The organism is Rhizobium sp. CB2179, from assembly GCF_057653455.1.
The window spans coordinates 510,422-526,811 of record NZ_JBYGKR010000003.1 but is presented as its reverse complement, the minus strand read 5'-3'; the positions used below and the strand labels follow the sequence as shown (position 1 = coordinate 526,811).

18 protein-coding genes are annotated in these 16,390 nt (G+C 60.2%); 5 read left to right on the top strand and 13 right to left on the bottom strand.

Annotated elements, in window-relative coordinates; all coding sequences use genetic code 11:
- Positions 1-6: 6 nt before the first annotated feature.
- Positions 7-1,167 carry an amidase family protein gene (locus AC244Q_RS30960; protein WP_128407240.1) on the top strand — a complete coding sequence of 387 codons (1,161 nt, stop codon included), beginning with the start codon at positions 7-9 and terminating at the stop codon, positions 1,165-1,167.
- Positions 1,168-1,283: 116 nt separating this feature from the next.
- On the opposite strand, the gene AC244Q_RS30955 is transcribed toward AC244Q_RS30960, so the two are convergent.
- Positions 1,284-1,724: a DMT family transporter gene (locus tag AC244Q_RS30955; RefSeq protein ID WP_041935776.1), complete on the bottom strand. Its 441-nt coding sequence runs from the start codon at positions 1,722-1,724 to the stop codon at positions 1,284-1,286.
- Positions 1,721-2,203, bottom strand: coding sequence for a DMT family transporter (locus AC244Q_RS30950; protein WP_003553127.1), 483 nt, complete (start codon positions 2,201-2,203; stop codon positions 1,721-1,723). The genes AC244Q_RS30955 and AC244Q_RS30950 overlap by 4 nt, the downstream gene beginning before the upstream one ends.
- A 148-nt stretch (positions 2,204-2,351) precedes the next feature.
- On the opposite strand from AC244Q_RS30950, the gene mug reads away from it, so the two are divergent.
- The 4 genes from mug to AC244Q_RS30930 all read left to right on the top strand — a co-directional run bounded on the left by mug (position 2,352) and on the right by AC244Q_RS30930 (position 5,935).
- Positions 2,352-2,909 (top strand): G/U mismatch-specific DNA glycosylase, encoded by a 558-nt coding sequence (gene mug / locus AC244Q_RS30945; protein ID WP_128407239.1) that lies wholly within the window; start codon positions 2,352-2,354, stop codon positions 2,907-2,909.
- A gap of 52 nt (positions 2,910-2,961) precedes the next feature.
- Positions 2,962-4,722, top strand: a complete 1,761-nt coding sequence (locus AC244Q_RS30940; protein ID WP_128407238.1) for an MOSC and FAD-binding oxidoreductase domain-containing protein — start codon at positions 2,962-2,964, stop codon at positions 4,720-4,722.
- Between the two features lie 88 nt (positions 4,723-4,810).
- Positions 4,811-5,656 (top strand): pirin family protein, encoded by an 846-nt coding sequence (locus tag AC244Q_RS30935; RefSeq protein WP_128407237.1) that lies wholly within the window; start codon positions 4,811-4,813, stop codon positions 5,654-5,656.
- A gap of 60 nt (positions 5,657-5,716) precedes the next feature.
- A complete protein-coding gene (locus AC244Q_RS30930; protein ID WP_003553121.1) occupies positions 5,717-5,935 on the top strand; it encodes a hypothetical protein in 219 nt (72 codons plus the stop codon).
- 155 nt (positions 5,936-6,090) lie between these two features.
- Here AC244Q_RS30930 and AC244Q_RS30925 read toward each other — a convergent pair whose 3' ends face one another.
- The 11 genes from AC244Q_RS30925 to AC244Q_RS30875 all read right to left on the bottom strand — a co-directional run bounded on the left by AC244Q_RS30925 (position 6,091) and on the right by AC244Q_RS30875 (position 16,350).
- Entirely contained in the window at positions 6,091-6,612 is a 522-nt protein-coding gene (locus tag AC244Q_RS30925) for a cupin domain-containing protein (protein WP_003553119.1), read from the bottom strand.
- A 94-nt stretch (positions 6,613-6,706) separates the two neighbouring features.
- Positions 6,707-7,117, bottom strand: coding sequence for a TIGR02588 family protein (locus tag AC244Q_RS30920; protein ID WP_003553118.1), 411 nt, complete (start codon positions 7,115-7,117; stop codon positions 6,707-6,709).
- 6 nt (positions 7,118-7,123) lie between these two features.
- The gene (locus AC244Q_RS30915) at positions 7,124-7,993 is read right to left on the bottom strand and encodes a TIGR02587 family membrane protein (RefSeq protein ID WP_164902340.1); all 870 of its coding nucleotides are present in this window, start codon (positions 7,991-7,993) and stop codon (positions 7,124-7,126) included.
- Positions 7,994-8,163: 170 nt separating this feature from the next.
- Positions 8,164-9,051, bottom strand: coding sequence for a DUF1206 domain-containing protein (locus AC244Q_RS30910; protein WP_128407235.1), 888 nt, complete (start codon positions 9,049-9,051; stop codon positions 8,164-8,166).
- Between the two features lie 218 nt (positions 9,052-9,269).
- Positions 9,270-9,803, bottom strand: a complete 534-nt coding sequence (locus AC244Q_RS30905) for a GNAT family N-acetyltransferase (protein WP_012763226.1) — start codon at positions 9,801-9,803, stop codon at positions 9,270-9,272.
- An 18-nt stretch (positions 9,804-9,821) separates the two neighbouring features.
- Entirely contained in the window at positions 9,822-10,640 is an 819-nt protein-coding gene (locus tag AC244Q_RS30900) for a bifunctional allantoicase/(S)-ureidoglycine aminohydrolase (RefSeq protein ID WP_012763227.1), read from the bottom strand.
- Positions 10,641-10,843: 203 nt separating this feature from the next.
- Positions 10,844-12,679 carry an ABC transporter ATP-binding protein gene (locus AC244Q_RS30895; protein WP_128407234.1) on the bottom strand — a complete coding sequence of 612 codons (1,836 nt, stop codon included), beginning with the start codon at positions 12,677-12,679 and terminating at the stop codon, positions 10,844-10,846.
- Positions 12,680-12,711: 32 nt separating this feature from the next.
- Positions 12,712-13,908 (bottom strand): aminotransferase class V-fold PLP-dependent enzyme, encoded by a 1,197-nt coding sequence (locus tag AC244Q_RS30890; RefSeq protein WP_113547723.1) that lies wholly within the window; start codon positions 13,906-13,908, stop codon positions 12,712-12,714.
- 68 nt (positions 13,909-13,976) lie between these two features.
- Positions 13,977-14,489, bottom strand: coding sequence for a RidA family protein (locus AC244Q_RS30885; RefSeq protein ID WP_017996429.1), 513 nt, complete (start codon positions 14,487-14,489; stop codon positions 13,977-13,979).
- 50 nt (positions 14,490-14,539) lie between these two features.
- Positions 14,540-15,409, bottom strand: coding sequence for an ABC transporter permease (locus AC244Q_RS30880; RefSeq protein WP_128407233.1), 870 nt, complete (start codon positions 15,407-15,409; stop codon positions 14,540-14,542).
- Positions 15,409-16,350 (bottom strand): ABC transporter permease, encoded by a 942-nt coding sequence (locus AC244Q_RS30875; RefSeq protein ID WP_003547937.1) that lies wholly within the window; start codon positions 16,348-16,350, stop codon positions 15,409-15,411. The genes AC244Q_RS30880 and AC244Q_RS30875 overlap by 1 nt, the downstream gene beginning before the upstream one ends.
- Positions 16,351-16,390: the final 40 nt, after the last annotated feature.

The following is a 16,390-nucleotide window of genomic DNA, read 5'->3' as shown; positions in this document are numbered from 1 at the left end:
GGGCAAGTGCGAGACCCATGGAACGCATTCATGCCCTATCTGGATGCGGATGTCGGGAGCGCGGCTATCGGTCCGCTTTCCGGCCTTCGCCTGGCGGTCAAGGACCTTTTCGACGTTGCCGGCTATCCGACCGCGGCCGGCAACGCCGCGGTACTCGCTGCCTCCGGCATCAAGACATCGACGGCGCCTCTGGTCCAGACGCTGCTGGATGCCGGCGCCTGTTTCGTCGGCAAAACCAATACGGATGAGCTCGCCTATTCCCTGATCGGCGGCAACATCCACTTCGGCATGCCGATCAATCCGCGCGATCCCCACCTCGTTCCCGGCGGATCGTCGTCGGGCTCGGCCGTCGCGGTTGCCGCTGGTCTCGCCGATATCGGCCTTGGAACAGACACATCCGGCTCCATCCGTCTGCCCGCCGCCGTCAACGGCCTCATCGGCTGGCGGCCGACACATGGAAGCCTCGACAACAGAGCGCTGCGTCCGCTGGCGCCAAGCTTCGACGTGCCGGGCTTCATGACGAGAAGCCTGGAACCAATGGCCGCGGTGATGAGCGCCGTCGGCATGCCCGCGGTAAATGACCAACCATCATCTATTCTCATTCCCAAGGATATCTTCGCAACCATTGACGACGCGGTCGCCGACGAGATGATCGCCCGCCTTCGATCAGCGGGCATGCCTATTCGCATGACCAATGCTATCGCCTCGTTCAGCCTCGCCGATCTTGCTTTGACGTTCATCACCATCCTGCAAAGGGAAGCCTGGGAAAGCAACAGAACACTCTTCGAGCGGAGCCCTGAAGCCATTGCGCCCGATATTGCGGCGCGTCTTCTGTCAGGATCTCACCTGGTCGACGAGGAGGTGCGCGAGGCAGGCAGGATCCGCAAACTTTTTTCCGCGGAGATCGACCGATTGCTCCGCGAAAATGTGGTTGTCGCTCTTCCGACCTTGGCCACGAGCCCGCCAAGGCGCGACGCAGAACCGGAAAGCTTTGCCGCATTTCGTTCCGCCTGCATCAAGCTTCTGTGTCTTTCAGGCCTTAGCGGCTGCCCGCAACTGGCTTTTCCCATTGTCAATTGCGCGGGGAGCGGTTCGCTTTCCTTGTTCGGCGCAAGGGGCGCCGACAGGATGCTCATTGATCTGGCCAGGCGACTAGGAGCTGGGTGAAAGAGCAAATGCGGCGCGGAGCCATGTCTCCGCCGTCCATCAATCCCCACTGCTTGCGACCGGCCGATAAAATTGTTCGTGCTGCAATGGCACCGGAATCGCAGCACTGCGCTTGGCTATTGCGAGCCGCCGGCTTTGCGTCGTCCCCGACTGACCATCATTCCGCCGACGATGAGAACAATTCCGGTCGCGTTCGCCCAAAACGACGCGGGCACGGCGCTGATATAATCAAACGCCACCCCTGTCACCATCTGACCACCGATGATCAGCAGAGCCGAATTGACCGCGCCTATTCGAGCAATGACCCAGCTGCCCGCCGCCACGAAGATGACGCCGATGGGACCACCCAGATAGGCATACCAAGGCGCCTCGGCCGCACCCGCAGGAAGCAAACCTCCCACAAAAAGACCGAGGCAGGTGAGGGCGGCAAAGCCTATCGCATGGTTCCAGAAGGATGCGATCAGCGGCGTCGTCGATACGCTCAACCGTCCATTGAGCTGACGACTGAGGCCGACGAGCACACCGCCCAGGCACGCCAGGAGAATGAACATTGTCACGCCGCACCTCGCCCAAACAGTATAATGAGTGCAGCCCCCGTGACGACCAAGCCGAGTGCTACGATGTCTCGTCTGTCTGGGCGCCGCTTTGGCAGACCGAACAGTCCCCAACTGTCGGCCGCGACGCTGAAGGCGACCTGGCCTGCCAAACCCAAAGCCAAGGTGCCGGAGAGCCCGAGCGGTGAGTTGACCGCAGTAGAGGTCAGAATTACCGTTGCAGCGCCGGATATCCCTCCGAGATAAGCCCACCAAGGTGCATCGGGAGCTTTTTCTACCCTGGGCGTGCGCCGGCGGTGGACCATCAGGAGAAGAAGGACGGCGGCGATGATGCCTGTGCCGTGTGCGGTCCAAGATGAGAACAGAGGATTGCCATAACGGGCCAACTCGCCGTTGAGGTGCACCATGAAAGTCAGGAGCCCGCCCGTGGCGAAAGCGCCGACGAAGTAGATGGGATGCGAACTACGTGCTTCGATGGTCATTGCAGATCCTGTCAAAGAATCGATTGCGCCGATATTTTTCAAATTGCCACTAAGGCCATTCATCGGCATTTTCAGCAAGATGATAAGCATCGTCCGATCGACACATGGTTGGTGTATTTGACAGGCTTAATTCGAGCGATGTGCCATAATGCAAGATGATGCCAGGTCCGCGGATCTCGATAGTCCAGACGCCTCCACAATACCGGGAGCCGGATTGTCGGAGATCCTCGCTCCTGGCCTTTCCGTGGTTTTCTGCGGATTGAATCCGGCTCTGTCCGCGGTTCGCGACGGCCATAATTTCTCGAACCCGAGCAACCGTTTTTGGCGGGTCTTGCATCTAGCCGGATTTACACCGCGTCTGCTGCGGGCGGATCAAGAGCGCGAGCTGCTGCAATATGGCTGCGGTCTGACATCCGCGGTGTCACGTCCTACGAAAAGCGCAAGCGAGCTCAAGACGCAGGACTATCGCAGCGCCGCGCCCGTCCTGGAAAACAAGATACGAAAGATTGCGCCAGCCAATTTGGCCTTTCTCGGAAAGGCGGCATACGCGGCGATCAGTCTTCGAGCCGATGTTGAATGGGGTCGGCAGCCTGAGGTATTTGCCGGCGCAGACGTCTGGCTGTTGCCAAATCCGAGCGGCCTCAACAGAGCCTTCACCTTGACGACATTGACCGAACACTATCTCGACCTGAGATTGACGCTGTAGCCGTCCTTCGTCGATCTCGAAATTGCGGTGATCATCATTCGGGAGAAATGTCATGGGACGCTTGCTTTCGGTCAATGTGGGCCTGCCGCGCGAGATCAACTGGCAAGGCAAGATCGTCAACACTGCCATTTGGAAGACGCCGGTCGACGGCCCGCGCATGGCGCGGCGCCTGAACGTTGACGGCGATGGACAAGGCGATCTGGCCGGCCACGGCGGCGAACGCCGCGCAGTCTTTGTCTATCAGACCGATTCCTATGGGTACTGGCAGGAGCACTTGCGCCGAGACGACTTCGTCTACGGGCAGTTCGGCGAGAATTTCACCGTCGATGGCTTGCCGGACGTAGAGGTATGCATAGGAGACCGTTACCGGATCGGCGGTGCCCTGTTCGAAGTGACGCAACCGCGCGTCACCTGTTACCGGCTCGGCATACGCATGGAGGAGCCGGAGATGGCCGCGCTGGTGGTCAAGCACGGCCGACCTGGTTTCTATTTCCGTGTGCTGGAGGAAGGCGAAGTGCAGGCCGGCGACGAGATCACCAAGGTCGGGTCCGGACCGGAGGGCATGAGCGTTTTCGAGATCAACGCGCTACTTTATATGCCGGGTCACCCTCACGATCAGTTGGAGCGCGCCCTGCGCATCCCGGCACTAAGCGCAGGATGGCGCGGTTCATTCGAGGCGCTGCTCAAGCAGGAGCGAAAGGAGGGCGCGACGACAGGGAATGCCGGGCTGGCAGCCGGGTCCGGGCCGCCTCCGGCATGGCGCGGATTCCGCCCATTGCGTGTGTCGCGCAAGGTGCGCGAAAGCGGTAGCGTCGTTTCCCTCGTGCTCGAACCGGCAGATGGCCAACCTGTTGCCGCAGCACTCCCCGGGCAGTTCGTGGTGCTGCGGTTCGGCCCGGCTTCGGCGCCTGCGCTGACGCGCAGCTATTCGCTGTCGGGCGAGCCCGGCGGCACGCATTACCGCGTCAGCGTCAAGCGGGAAGCCCATGGCGCTGCCAGCGGTTACATCGACGAGGAATTGCGGGTCGGCGACATCGTGCAGGCAAGTGCGGCACGCGGCAGTTTCACGTTGCGACCGGGCGATACGCCGGTTGTTCTGTTGAGCGCCGGGATCGGGGTGACGCCCGTGCTCGCGATGCTTCATGTTTTGGCCGCCGAAGCATCGTCCCGGGAAGTCTGGTGGCTATATGGAACCCGCAACGGCCGCGAACATCCCTTTGCCGAGGAGGCGCGCGGGCTGCTTAAGAGGCTTCCTCACCACCACAGCCATGTTTGCTACAGCACTCCCGACCCCAAGGATCGGCCCGATATAGATTTCGACGCTCGCGGCCATTTGAATGCGCAGGCGCTCAAGTCGCTCAACCTGCCGCGCGATTGTGACGTCTATGTCTGCGGGCCGTCGAGCTTCATGAGCGATCTGAGCGCCGGCCTTGCAGCCTTGGGCATCGCGCCGAACCGGATCCACACCGAGATGTTCAGCGCGGGTCCCGCGATGACCCCGGGCATAGCTGCCTCGCCGCGCCGGCCACCACATTTGCCGAAAGGGCTTGCAGGTTCCGGGCCACTGGTCTCGTTTGCCCGCACCGGCCTCAATGTGCGCTGGGAGCCGACATTCCAGAGCTTGCTCGAGTTGGCCGAGGCCTGCGACGTGCCAGTGCGATGGTCGTGCCGCACCGGCGTCTGTCATACTTGCGAGACCGGACTTGTCGAGGGAAGGGTCCGCTACCGCCCGGACCCCATCGATGCGGCGGCGGACGGCAATGTGCTGATCTGCTGCTCGAAGCCTGACGGCGACATCGTGATCGATTTGTAAAGCGGGACGACGCGCGCCCTGGTTCTTGATCACAACAGACGCGGTCGTAGCCCGGGCTCATCACTGCCTTGCAAGCATGGAGGTTGCGATGCTGCTCAAGGGCGAACGAACATTCGTGGTGCGGGATATGGGAGGCTTCGTCACGCACCTCAACATGCCGGGGTGGTTGAAGCCCAATTCGACTGATCACGGCCACGGCCCTCTCGCCATGGTCGTTGAATCCATCCTCGATCCTGGCCGCCTGATCGCCATGCATGAGCACAGGAACGAGGAGATTATTTCCTGGGTGCCGGAAGGCGTCATGCGTCACGACGACAAGGCTGCCGGCCGGTTGGTTATCGACCGTGACCATCTGATGGTGATGAATGCCGGAGCAAGCTTTTGGCATTCCGAAGAGACGCTGGCATCCGATCCACCTTTGCGAATGCTGCAGATCCTCGTTCGCCCTTACGCGGTCGATCTGGAGCCGAAGATCCAGCACGGGCCGATGGCAGCTGCCGCGGCAAACGTCTGGCGACACCTGGTCGGGCCCGAAGGAGAGGGCGCGCCCTTCTATGTCCGCAGTGCGATCGACGTCTTTGATATCCGGCTAGACGCAGGCATACGGGTGGAATTCCCGCAGAAACATGGCCGAGACCTCTATTTCTATGTCTTTAGCGGTTTCGTTGTCGTCGGTACGCGACCGTTCGCCGAAGGCGAGCAGGGGCTGCATTTATCGGGTGACAAGCTCGAAGTAGAGGCGCAGAGTGCAAGTACGTTGGTCGCGTTTCTGCTCGACCCGAACGCAACTATCACCAAGCAGGGGACTGTCGGCGACCACAAGAAGATCCCGCCGGCGATCATCATTCGCGCGTTCCTGCGATGGAGAAAATTTCGCCATATGTGGCGTCGTCATCTTTCGCATCGCCGCTCGAAGACCGAAAAGGCGATATGAATGGAACAAGGATGCCCCTAACGGGTTTCGAACCTTAGCGTTCAATAGGAGGAGCATTTCATGCCTACGGTTGCCGCCACACCCATCACCCCACCGGACCAGCACGTTGTAACGGCGCGCGAAGCCATCGAGCCGCTTTATGAGAAGCTCGAGCTTCAAACGGAATCGCTGGTTCTGTCTGCGGCGCTGGAAGCGGGATGGTCTTCGGACGAGGCAACCAAGGCTCTGGCGACGCTCAGACTTCAGGACGCACTTTCCACCCTTGGACGAACGGCCTGACCAATAGAACTCCGGGAATAATCGACGCTCTTGTCGGAATGCCGACTATCCGAACGGTCTCGCGCGGCGTGCTGACTACACGGCGGCTGCGTGATTAGTGGCATGGAGCGCGCCCTCGCATATTCAGTTTGACCAGGCATCCCAATGAACCTCAATCAATCTCTGCGCCATGCGCGAACCAAGTATCCATCGGCGCCCTCGATAGGGTCGCTGCTCGGGATCGAGAGTTCGGCAATGGTCAAAAGTTGCTCTTCAGACGGAGCTGATGTCAGTATGTCTGCATGCTGTCCGGGCGGATAGCCTCCTACCACAGAAAAATCCGCACTCGCCCCAAGGTTCCGATGGCCGGTCCCGGCTGGCAAGATCAGACAATCGCCCGCTGCGACATCGATTTCTTTGCCCTCTGGCCCGCCGAGCAACAGCTTCGCCGTGCCCCTGGCAATACCAAGCACCTCATGGGCACCAGAATGATAATGGTCGTAGGTGAAGATGCCATTCCGCCATATCCCGGTCCATCCGTTGCTCGCGAACAGGTCTTCGAAACTCTTGCTGCCTGCTGCGGCTGAAAGCGCACGTCGATAGATTAGAACTGACAGTTTCGGGTTGTTTGGCACCCAGCTGCTTCGCTGTAGCTGCAGCTCGTGTACGACAACCGGGTCAGTGGCATCCTCGGTCATAAAAATGTCTCCCAAGCATATATCCGATCTTCGTTGAGCTAATCAGCCTGGCACGGTTGGGGAGGCGCTGGTCTCGCAAGAAATCCCAACTCGACTATGGCTCATCAAATGAGGACGCTCTGACCGTCAACGTCTTCCCGGCGGGGTCTTGCTGGAATATCAGCCCACCTTTGGCCTTCGAGTGTCCCGGGACATAATCCAAGACGGTCTCGACGTTTTCAAGGACCGAATCTTGTTCTCGTATCTCGCCCTGGACGGTTACCTGCGACGCGGTCGCGCTTGAATCGTTTCGGATTTCGAAGAGAACTTGAAAACCATCGCCGCGTTTTTCGGTTTGCAGCACGACCCCGACCAGGTTCGGCGAAGAGTCACGGTCAACCAATGCATCCTTGCCAATCCAAGCAATCACGCCAAGGACAATTACGGCCGAGACGACACCCGTCACCCATTCAATCCAATGCGGTTCGCCTGCTTCCAGATTTTTGCCGTTGGAGATTTTTGTCATCGTGCCTCACAGGATCAGGCGAGCTGCTGCCGCGCCAATGGCACCGGGAAAGCTCAGAACGACAACGGCCATAAGGATTTGGGTAGACCCGATGTCATCGGTTCTATGGAACGTCCAGAGGCAATAGGCACTGATCAGACCGGCAATTACGTAGCCCGGCAGGGTGAAGCGAACGAAAGCGTGCCAGCTTGGCGTACCCTCGGCGAGATCGTGGCTCCCCTTGAAAGAAAGGGCGTAAACGAACCCATGCATGACTGCCAGCGAGGCGGCGATCATGAGCAAGGCATGCCACGGCGTCATCTTGTAGGAGAGCAAGATCATTTCCTCGGTGGGCGCGACGTTGAGGTTGAGGAACTGGGCGCCGACCGCCATCAGGAATAGTTCACCGGCGTAGCTCGTTTCCCGTTCGTGGATTGGGTCATCACTATCGCCTTCCTTGGCATCGTCGCCATCGTCCGATTGTCCGCCGAGCTGGCTCCGACCTAGCATCGCGCCGATGCTGGCAGGTATGGACTGGATCGCGATCATTCCGATAATCTCGTGCGGAGATTGGTCGTATTTCAGAACCCCCATGGCGAAGAGGATAAGTGCGCTGCCCAGAACCCCAAGGCCATAGGCAATGCTTGCATCACGGATCGCTTGTCGCCAGGTTGACGTCCGCTCAAATCCGATCCGGTCCGAGAGAATAACGAGAAGGGGAATATTGACGATCAGCAAGAGAAACAGGCGGCTGCGGTCCATGTAGAAGCCGAGCTCCCACATTTCCATGGTCATGAACATGGGCAGCGCGAAAAGCAATGCTCCCGCAATACCGCGTGCGATCCCTGCAAAAAATTTGCTTCTATCGAAATCCTCGCGCGTGATCGCGACACTCAAGTTTGATCTCCCCCTAAATGAAAAACTCCCACCACCCGTAAACCGAGGCAGCGGCATTCAAAGCGCAGGCGCTCGCTGCAGAAGCGCGGGTTGGACGCATGAGCACCAGCGCCGCCGAAGTCAAAGCCGTCATGGACATCAAGGTTGACATGACTTTTCTCGAATGCTTCTCAGGTGTGAGATAGTGGCAGCTCCGACCGTACCTGCGAGAGATTTGGGGTCGACACGGTTCGATATCGTGCCTCGACCAAATTATAGATTCCGAACGCAGCCAAGCCGATAGCCACGACGAGGTAGAGAACAGCTCCGAACGGAAGCTGTCTCACGAAGGTCAAGGCATCACTTATGCTCCCTGCCTGGCCCGGATCGACGGTAAAGGCCGCATAGCAAAAGAAGATGCCGACGATCACGAAAACGACCCCACGGGAAACGAGCCCATAGATGCAAACCAATAACAGAGGTCGGCTTTGACCGAGCGTGAGATATCGCTCAAACCGCCTCGTGATACCTTTCAGCGCGGTAACGGCGCCACCAATGACAAACCCGAGACCAATCGCACCAGCTAGGAATCGACCAAACGGTTGCGACATGACCCAGGCTGCCAAGCCCTTTTCTCCGCCGTCGCCACCGGATCCAAAGCCAAGTGCGTCCTGAAAGGCGTATATCGCCAACCCCAAGTACGTCACCGCGCTCCCGAGAAGGGCGGCACGGATCAGGTAGCTTTTCACACTGTGGTCATGGTTGTCCGCGTTCGCGATGGACTGGGCAAGCCGCCATGCTACGAAGCCGAGTAGCCCGAGCCCTATCAAGCCCAGCCACACCCGGCCCAATGGCTGTTCCAAGACAGCGTCGAGCGCCGATTTGGTATCGGCCTTTCCGCCGCCGAAGCTCGAAAATACTGCCAGCGCAGCAACGAGCAAAAACACAATGCCTCGGGCGCTATATCCAGCCCGCGCAAGCCATTCAAATTTCGACCTGGTCATCTCTGGTTCCCCCGCCGCGGATTTAACGAGCGCCCAGCAAAACAGTTCCGACTTCTCCGCGATGAATGTCTTCAACGAGGCAAGGTCCTCGAACTTTTATCGCAAATTTGACTGTCGGACGCCAACAGGGGTTCCCAATGAAACGAGATTGCGAGCAGCGCGAAACGCGGCTCAATATATTTCAGTTCCATAAGATAGATTATGCCACTTTTACAATTATAGATTGCATCAATTCACTACATGCACTCCAGTTTCCTGGGAAACTCAGCCGGGCCCCCCCTGAGATCCGGCTTTCAAATATCGTTTGGTGATCGCAGTTCATAGAGCACGTGACGGCGCAACGGATGCCCCTCGGCCAGATTGGGGTGATCGAATTCACCGATCCGGTTCATCCCTAGCCGTCTCATCAAACCCCAGGAATTGCTGTTTGCGGGCACCGTGAAGCTGACGATGCGGTCAAGCTTCAGCTCGTTGAATGCAAAGTCGAGAGACCGTTCCGCGGCCTCGCGCGCATAGCCGGCGCCGTGCCGAGACGCTGAAAGCCGCCAACCGATTTCGACTGCCGGAGCAAATGGCAAAGCAGGTGAAACCTTAGCGAGGCCGCACATGCCGATCAACGCGCCGCTTGCCTTTTCTTCCAGCGCCCAGAACCCCCAGCCATGATCCTCGAAGTGAAGGTCGATGCGGTCGAGCATCGCATTCGACTGTTCGTCGGTCAGAGGATTGAGATATCGGACGACGTCGGGCTCGGCATTGATCGCAGCGAAGGGCTTGCGATCCTGTTGTTGCCAGGGTCTCAAAATCAGGCGTTCAGTTTCGAGCTGCATCGTCCCTCACCATAGCTCCTACCAGAGCGTCATGTGACGGTTGACGTCTTTGTAGAGCAGGTAGCGGAACCGGCCGGGGCCGCCGGCGTAACATGCCTGCGGGCAGAAGGAGCGCAGCCACATGAAGTCGCCGGCCTCGACCTCGACCCAATCCTGGTTCAGCCGATAGACGGCTTTGCCCTCCAGCACATAGAGACCATGCTCCATGACATGGGTTTCCATGAAGGGGATCACGGCGCCCGGCTCCAGAGTCACGATATTCACGTGCATGTCGTAGCGGACATCGGCCGCATCGATGAACCGGGTCGTCCCCCAGCGTCCATCGGTATCGGGCATTGCCGAGATTGGGTGCTGGTCCTCATGCGTGACAATCGCCGGCGGCGGCTCCAGCCCCTCGACCTCCTGAAATGCCTTTCGAATCCAGTGGAATTTTGCCGCAGTCGAGCCGCCGTTTTTCAGGCGCCAGACCGAACCCGCCGGAATATAGGCGAAGGAACCGGCGCGAAGCGCATGGCTGACGCCTTCGAGTTCCACGGTCATCTCGCCTTCGACGACGAACAGGACCGCTTCCGCCCGCTTGTCGGGCTCCGGCCGGTCGCTTCCGCCGCCCGGCTGAACTTCCATGACATATTGCGAGAAGGTCTCGGAGAAGCCGGAGAGCGGCCGGGAGAGAACCCATGCCCGTGTCCCCGTCCAATGCGGAAGGACGCTGGTGACAATATCCGTCATGACGCTGCGTGGGATAACCGCATAGGCTGTGGTGAAGACGGCCTTGCTGGAAAGCAGCTCGGTTTGCGGCGGCAATCCGCCGAGTTTGGAATAATAATCTCTGTTCATCGGTCCAGGCTTCGCGGCATTTGGTTATGCATCTGCTTTATGCGCCGTTTGCACGTTAGGCAACTCCCAATGGGCCGAGCGGAGCCAACTGACGGACTGCATAATTCCTGAAATCGGACCAGGCCTCAGGATAAACTAGACAGCAATTCAGGATGTTACAGCGCGATCTTCAGGCGTCACGAAAAAACGGGCTGCGTTATGGCTTACCGATCGGCCATGACCAGATGGCCCGGCCCGACTTCGCGATAAGACGTGCTCGCGGGCTGATAATCGACCGGGCGCATCGGGCTCTTGATCTCGTCATTCGCCACCATCCGCTTTTCGTGGCGACGGTCCGGATCCGGCACGGGCACTGCCGCAATGAGTTTCTTCGTATAGGGATGCTGCGGATTTTCGAAGACCGCGGCCCGCGGGCCGATCTCGACGATCTCGCCGAGATACATCACCGCCACCCGGTGGCTGACGCGCTCGACTACCGCCATATCGTGCGAGACGAACAGGAAGGCAAGGTTGAGGCTCTGCTGCAGGTCGAGCATCAGGTTGATGACTTGCGCCTTGATCGAGACGTCGAGCGCCGAGACGCTTTCGTCGGCGACGATGACCTTCGGCTGCAAGGCAAGCGCGCGCGCGATGCAGATGCGCTGGCGCTGGCCGCCGGAAAATTCATGCGGGTAGCGCGCTGCCATATCCGCCGACAGACCGACCTTCACCAGCAGATCGGCGACGACGTCTTTTGCCTGTTTCGAATTGCCCATCCTGTGTTCGAGATAGGGTTCGGCGATCGCAGCACCGACCGTCATGCGCGGATTGAGGCTGGCAAAGGGATCCTGGAAGATCATCTGCACGGATTTGCGCATCTCGCGCAGATCCTTCCTGTCGAGGCCGAGCACCTCCCTGCCCTCGACGAGAACGGAACCGGCCTGCGGCTCAATGAGCCGCATGATGGCGCGGCCGGTCGTCGATTTGCCGCAGCCGGATTCGCCGACGAGCGACAGCGTCTCGCCGGCATGAAGGTCGAAGGAAACGTTTTCCACTGCGTGCACCCGGCTGGTCAGCCGGCCGAACAGACCGGAATGAATATCGAAACGCTTGGTGAGGTTCTTCACCTGCAGGACCGGCGTCGCTGCCACCGTATCGGTGACCTCGACGGGAATGTCGGATTCACCCGTTGCGGTGTTGACCACGGGAAAGCGCAGCGGCCTTTGCCTGCCCTGCATCGAGCCGAGCACCGGCACGGCGGATAGTAGCGCTCTGGTATAGGGATGTTTGCCGCGGTGGAAGATATCGGCGGTGGCGCCGCTTTCCACCTGTTCGCCGCGATACATCACCACCGTCCTGTCGGCGATCTCGGCGACGACACCCATGTCATGGGTGATGAACAGAACGGAGGTCCCCTCCTCGTCCTGCAGCATCTTGATGAGATCGAGGATCTGGCCCTGGATGGTGACGTCGAGCGCCGTCGTCGGCTCGTCGGCGATCAGCAATTTCGGCCGGCTGGCGAGCGCCATGGCGATCATCACCCGCTGGCGCATGCCGCCGGAAAAACGGTGCGGATATTCGCCGAAGCGCGAGGCGGCCGAGGGGATGCGGACCTTTTCCAAGAGCCGGATCGTCTCCGCCTTCGCATCGGTTTTGCTCATGTCGGAATGGCAGAGCAGCGCTTCGGAAATCTGGTCGCCGATGGTGAAGAGCGGATTGAGCGATGTCATCGGCTCCTGGAAGATCATCGCCACCTCGTTGCCGCGAACCTGCCGCATGGCATTTTCCGGCAAGGCCAGAAGGTCGCGTCCGCCGAGCATGACGCGGCCCTCGACACGGCTCGTGTCCGCCTGCAGCAGCCGCATGATCGAGAGCGAGGTGACGCTCTTGCCCGAGCCGGATTCGCCGACAATCGCCACTGTCTCGGCTGGCACCACCGTGAAAGACACATCGCGCACGACCGGTTTCCAGACACCGTCCACCAGGAAGGATGTCGTCAGACCTTCGACGGAAAGAACGTCGGTCGTCGCCGGGATCGGTTGGGTTTGGGCACTGGCCATGGTGGTTCCTCTTGCGACAGGTAAGCGGCGGATCAATCCGGCCAGCGCAGCGCACCGTCGAAGCGGTGCCTGCTACGGTTCTCGATGGGCGTTGCGATGATCTCATTGGACGCGCGCGCCTTGTCGAGCTCCTGCGCCAGGCGCTCCGCGACGACCGTCTCCTCGCCCGGGTGCAGGTTGCAGGGGTCGAGATAAAAATAGCGGTGCTCCACCTCATGATCGCGCACGATGATCGGCGGGCTGCCCTTGGCAAGCGCATCGGCCAGATCCCAGGCGGTGATATGGGCTTGCTCGGGATCGACGATCAGGCGCAGCCGCTCGAGCGGATTGTGGGTCGGATCGGGCTCGATCAGCGCGGTAAGGCCAGGGCGGCCGTCGAGCGTGCGCTTCCACAGGTTGAGATAGCCGGTCTCGCGTTCCCGGATGCCGGCATGGTCACGATTTTCCCAGGCTTCTAGCGCTGCCATGACGCCGAAGATGCTCTCCTTGCCGACCTTCATGCCGCGGCCGATGCCCATGTTCTGCAGGAAGGCATGACGCACCAGCTCCTTGCTGCCGGCAACGATGCCCGAAGTCGGACCGCCGAGGAATTTGTGGCCGGAGTAAAGGGCGATATCGGCCCCCTGCTCCAGGAAAATCCTGAGATCATATTCCGAGGCGGCATCGACGATGACGGGCACGCCCTTGGCATGGGCAATCTCGACGAATTCCTTGAGGTTCAAAAGGCCGTAATCGACGACATGGTGGGAGACGACATAGACGGCAGCCGCGGTCTTGTCGGTGATGGCGTTTTCCATGTGGAAGCGATGCGTCGAGGTCGCCTGCCCGACAAGCACGACCTTGCCGCCGGCAAGCCGGATCGCCTGGTCGACCGGGGCGCCGTAGCTGACCACATGGCCCATCTGCACCAGCACTTCGTTCTTCTCCGGCACGACATCCGGCAACCTCTCGATCGCCAGCAGATTGTTGCCGGTGATCGCGCCGGCAACAGCCAGCGAAATGCCGGCCGAGCAGGAGGCGGTGACGAAGCCCGCCTCGCCGCCGGTCAGCCGGCCGATGACGCCGCTTGCCTTGCGCTGCAGGTCGTTGATCTCGACGAAATGCGGCAGGATCGATGCCATCGCGCTGATCGCTTCTGGAACGACGATCGAGGCGCCGAGGCTGGTCATGGTGCCCGATACATTGATGACAGGGCGAAGGCCGAGCGACGGGCGGATATCAGTGGACATGGAGATCTCCAGGATTCTGGGTCGAAAAACGAAACATGGGGCGGTCGATCAAGTGTGTCGAGTTCCCGTCAGCCGTGCAAGGCGACGATTGCCTCGATCTCGACGGTGATGTTGCCGGGCAGCGAGCCGAAGCCGACGGCCGAGCGGGCATGTTCGCCGGCCGGCCCGAAGACTTCAATCAGCAGATCCGAGCAGCCGTTAATGACGCTCGGATGATCCTCGAACTCAGGCACGGCATTGACCATGCCGAGCAATTTCACCACCCGCTTGACCCGGGCGAGATCGCCAAGCGCATCCTGCATGACGGCAAGCAGGTTGATGCCCGTCAGCCGCGCATGGCCGTAGGCCTCGTCGATACTGACTCCACCGCCGACCTTGCCGGCATGCATGAAACCGTCGGCCTCACGCGGTCCCTGGCCGGAGAGATAGAGCATATTGCCTTCGATTACGTGCGTGACGAAATTGGCGATCGGCGGCGGCGGCGGCGGCAGCGCAATGCCGAGGGCGGCAAGCCGTTCGTAAGGCGAGTTCTCGACCTTGCCGGCGGCGGTGGGAAACTGATTCACGCAAACTCCTGTCATGCAATTTTCGATTTGGCGAATTTCGATTGGGCCGACGCTTGGTCGGCGGATTAAAGATCCTTGCGCAGTCTTGGATCGAGCATGTCCCTAAGGCCATCGCCGACCATCTGCAGCGACAGCACGGAGAGGATGATGGCGACACCCGGAAAAAGCGTCATCCAGTCGGCCTGGCCGATATACTGCCGGCCGGCGGCGATCATCGTTCCCCAGGTGGGGATTTCGGGGCTGACGCCAAGGCCGAGGAAAGATAGGCCGGCTTCGGCAAGCATGGCGCTGGCGAATAGGAACGTCGCCTGCACGAGGATCGGCGACAGCAGATTGCGCAGCACATGCCGTGTCATGATGTGGAAGGTCGAAATGCCGAGCGCCCTCGCCGCCTCGACATAGGGCAGTTCGCGAATGACAAGCGTCGAAGCGCGAACGATGCGGGCAAGGCGCGGCGCATAGACGATCGACAGCGCGATGATAACAGTCGTCAGCGAGGGACCGAGGGCAGCAACGAGCGCAATCGCCAGCAGAATATCCGGAAACGCCATCATCGCGTCGATCAGCCGGGCGATCGGCGTATCGAGCTTCTGGAAGAAGCCGGCAAGCAGGCCGAGCGTCACGCCGATCACAGCCGAGAGCGTCACGACCGCAACACCGACGAGCAGCGACAAGCGGCCGGCGAAGATCGTACGCGAAAAGACGTCGCGGCCGAACTCGTCGGTGCCGAAGAAGAACATGCCGCTCGGCGGCTTCAGCCGGTTGACGATGGAAAGTTTCGACGGCGAATAGGGCGCGACAACAGGTGCAAAGACTGCCAGAAGCACGAAGATCGTCAGGATCAGCAGACCCAAGGCGACCGTCTTGCGCTTCAGCAGGCGCCTGGTGAATTTGCTGCCCTCGCCTTCGGCGGGCTTGATTGCGATATCGGCCATCAGTAGCGCACCCTCGGATCGATCAACAGATAGAGCATGTCGATCGCAAAATTGATCAGCACGTAGAGAGCGGCGATGACGAGCAGCGCCCCCTGGATGACGGGATAGTCGCGGCGCAGAACCGCGGAGACGACGAGATTGCCGACACCCGGCAGGCCGAAGACGGTCTCGGTGACGACGGCGCCTGAAATCAGCACCGCTGCCGTCAGGCCGATCACCGTCAGGATCGGGATCAGCGCATTCTTCAGCGCGTGCTTGAGGATCACCCGTCGCTCGATCAATCCCTTGGCGCGGGCGGTACGGATATAATCGTCGCCGAGCACATCGAGCATCGACGCGCGGGTGAAACGCAGGATCAGCGCCGAGGAGACGATGCCGAGCGCAAAGGCAGGCAGCGTCAGATGATACATGCGCTCGAAGAAGGTCGAGCCCGGACCGCCATAACCCGAGACCGGGAAGAGATTGAGCCTGACGGCGAAGAACTGCATCAGGATCAGGCCGAGCCAAAAGCTCGGAATGCTGGCGGCAAACATCGCGAGCGTCGTTGCCGCCTGGTCGATGAAGGAGCCGCGCCGATAAGCGGCATAAATGCCGATCGGCAGGGCGATGATGCTGGCGATTGCGAGCGAAAACAAAGTCAGGAAGAAGGTCGGCTCGGCCCGGTCGAGCAAGGCCGAGGTGACCGGCATGTTGAGGAAGATCGACTGGCCGAGATCACCTCTCAGCATCTGGCCGATATAATAGACATATTGCAGGCCTAGCGACTGATCGAGGCCGAGGCGAGCCCTGAGGTCGGCAATATCCTGCGGCGTCGCATCCGGCCCGAGCATGACGGCGGCCGGATCTCCCGGGGTCACGCGCACGATGACGAAGACGATCGTGACGACGAGAAACATCACGACGATCATGCCGAACAGGCGCTGGAGGATGTAGCGTATCATGAATACCTGGCAAACCCTTGCAGATGCTACGAAAAAGAAG

Coding starts and splice junctions, on each gene's coding strand:
- AC244Q_RS30885 (WP_017996429.1), bottom strand. CDS start 14,489: ATGACAGGAGTTTGCGTGAATCAGTTTCCCACCGCCGCCGGCAAGGTC.
- AC244Q_RS30940 (WP_128407238.1), top strand. CDS start 2,962: ATGGGACGCTTGCTTTCGGTCAATGTGGGCCTGCCGCGCGAGATCAAC.
- AC244Q_RS30925 (WP_003553119.1), bottom strand. CDS start 6,612: ATGACCGAGGATGCCACTGACCCGGTTGTCGTACACGAGCTGCAGCTA.
- AC244Q_RS30900 (WP_012763227.1), bottom strand. CDS start 10,640: ATGAACAGAGATTATTATTCCAAACTCGGCGGATTGCCGCCGCAAACC.
- AC244Q_RS30920 (WP_003553118.1), bottom strand. CDS start 7,117: ATGACAAAAATCTCCAACGGCAAAAATCTGGAAGCAGGCGAACCGCAT.
- AC244Q_RS30930 (WP_003553121.1), top strand. CDS start 5,717: ATGCCTACGGTTGCCGCCACACCCATCACCCCACCGGACCAGCACGTT.
- AC244Q_RS30950 (WP_003553127.1), bottom strand. CDS start 2,203: ATGACCATCGAAGCACGTAGTTCGCATCCCATCTACTTCGTCGGCGCT.
- AC244Q_RS30895 (WP_128407234.1), bottom strand. CDS start 12,679: ATGGCCAGTGCCCAAACCCAACCGATCCCGGCGACGACCGACGTTCTT.
- mug (WP_128407239.1), top strand. CDS start 2,352: ATGCAAGATGATGCCAGGTCCGCGGATCTCGATAGTCCAGACGCCTCC.
- AC244Q_RS30890 (WP_113547723.1), bottom strand. CDS start 13,908: ATGTCCACTGATATCCGCCCGTCGCTCGGCCTTCGCCCTGTCATCAAT.
- AC244Q_RS30880 (WP_128407233.1), bottom strand. CDS start 15,409: ATGGCCGATATCGCAATCAAGCCCGCCGAAGGCGAGGGCAGCAAATTC.
- AC244Q_RS30905 (WP_012763226.1), bottom strand. CDS start 9,803: ATGCAGCTCGAAACTGAACGCCTGATTTTGAGACCCTGGCAACAACAG.
- AC244Q_RS30875 (WP_003547937.1), bottom strand. CDS start 16,350: ATGATACGCTACATCCTCCAGCGCCTGTTCGGCATGATCGTCGTGATG.
- AC244Q_RS30935 (WP_128407237.1), top strand. CDS start 4,811: ATGCTGCTCAAGGGCGAACGAACATTCGTGGTGCGGGATATGGGAGGC.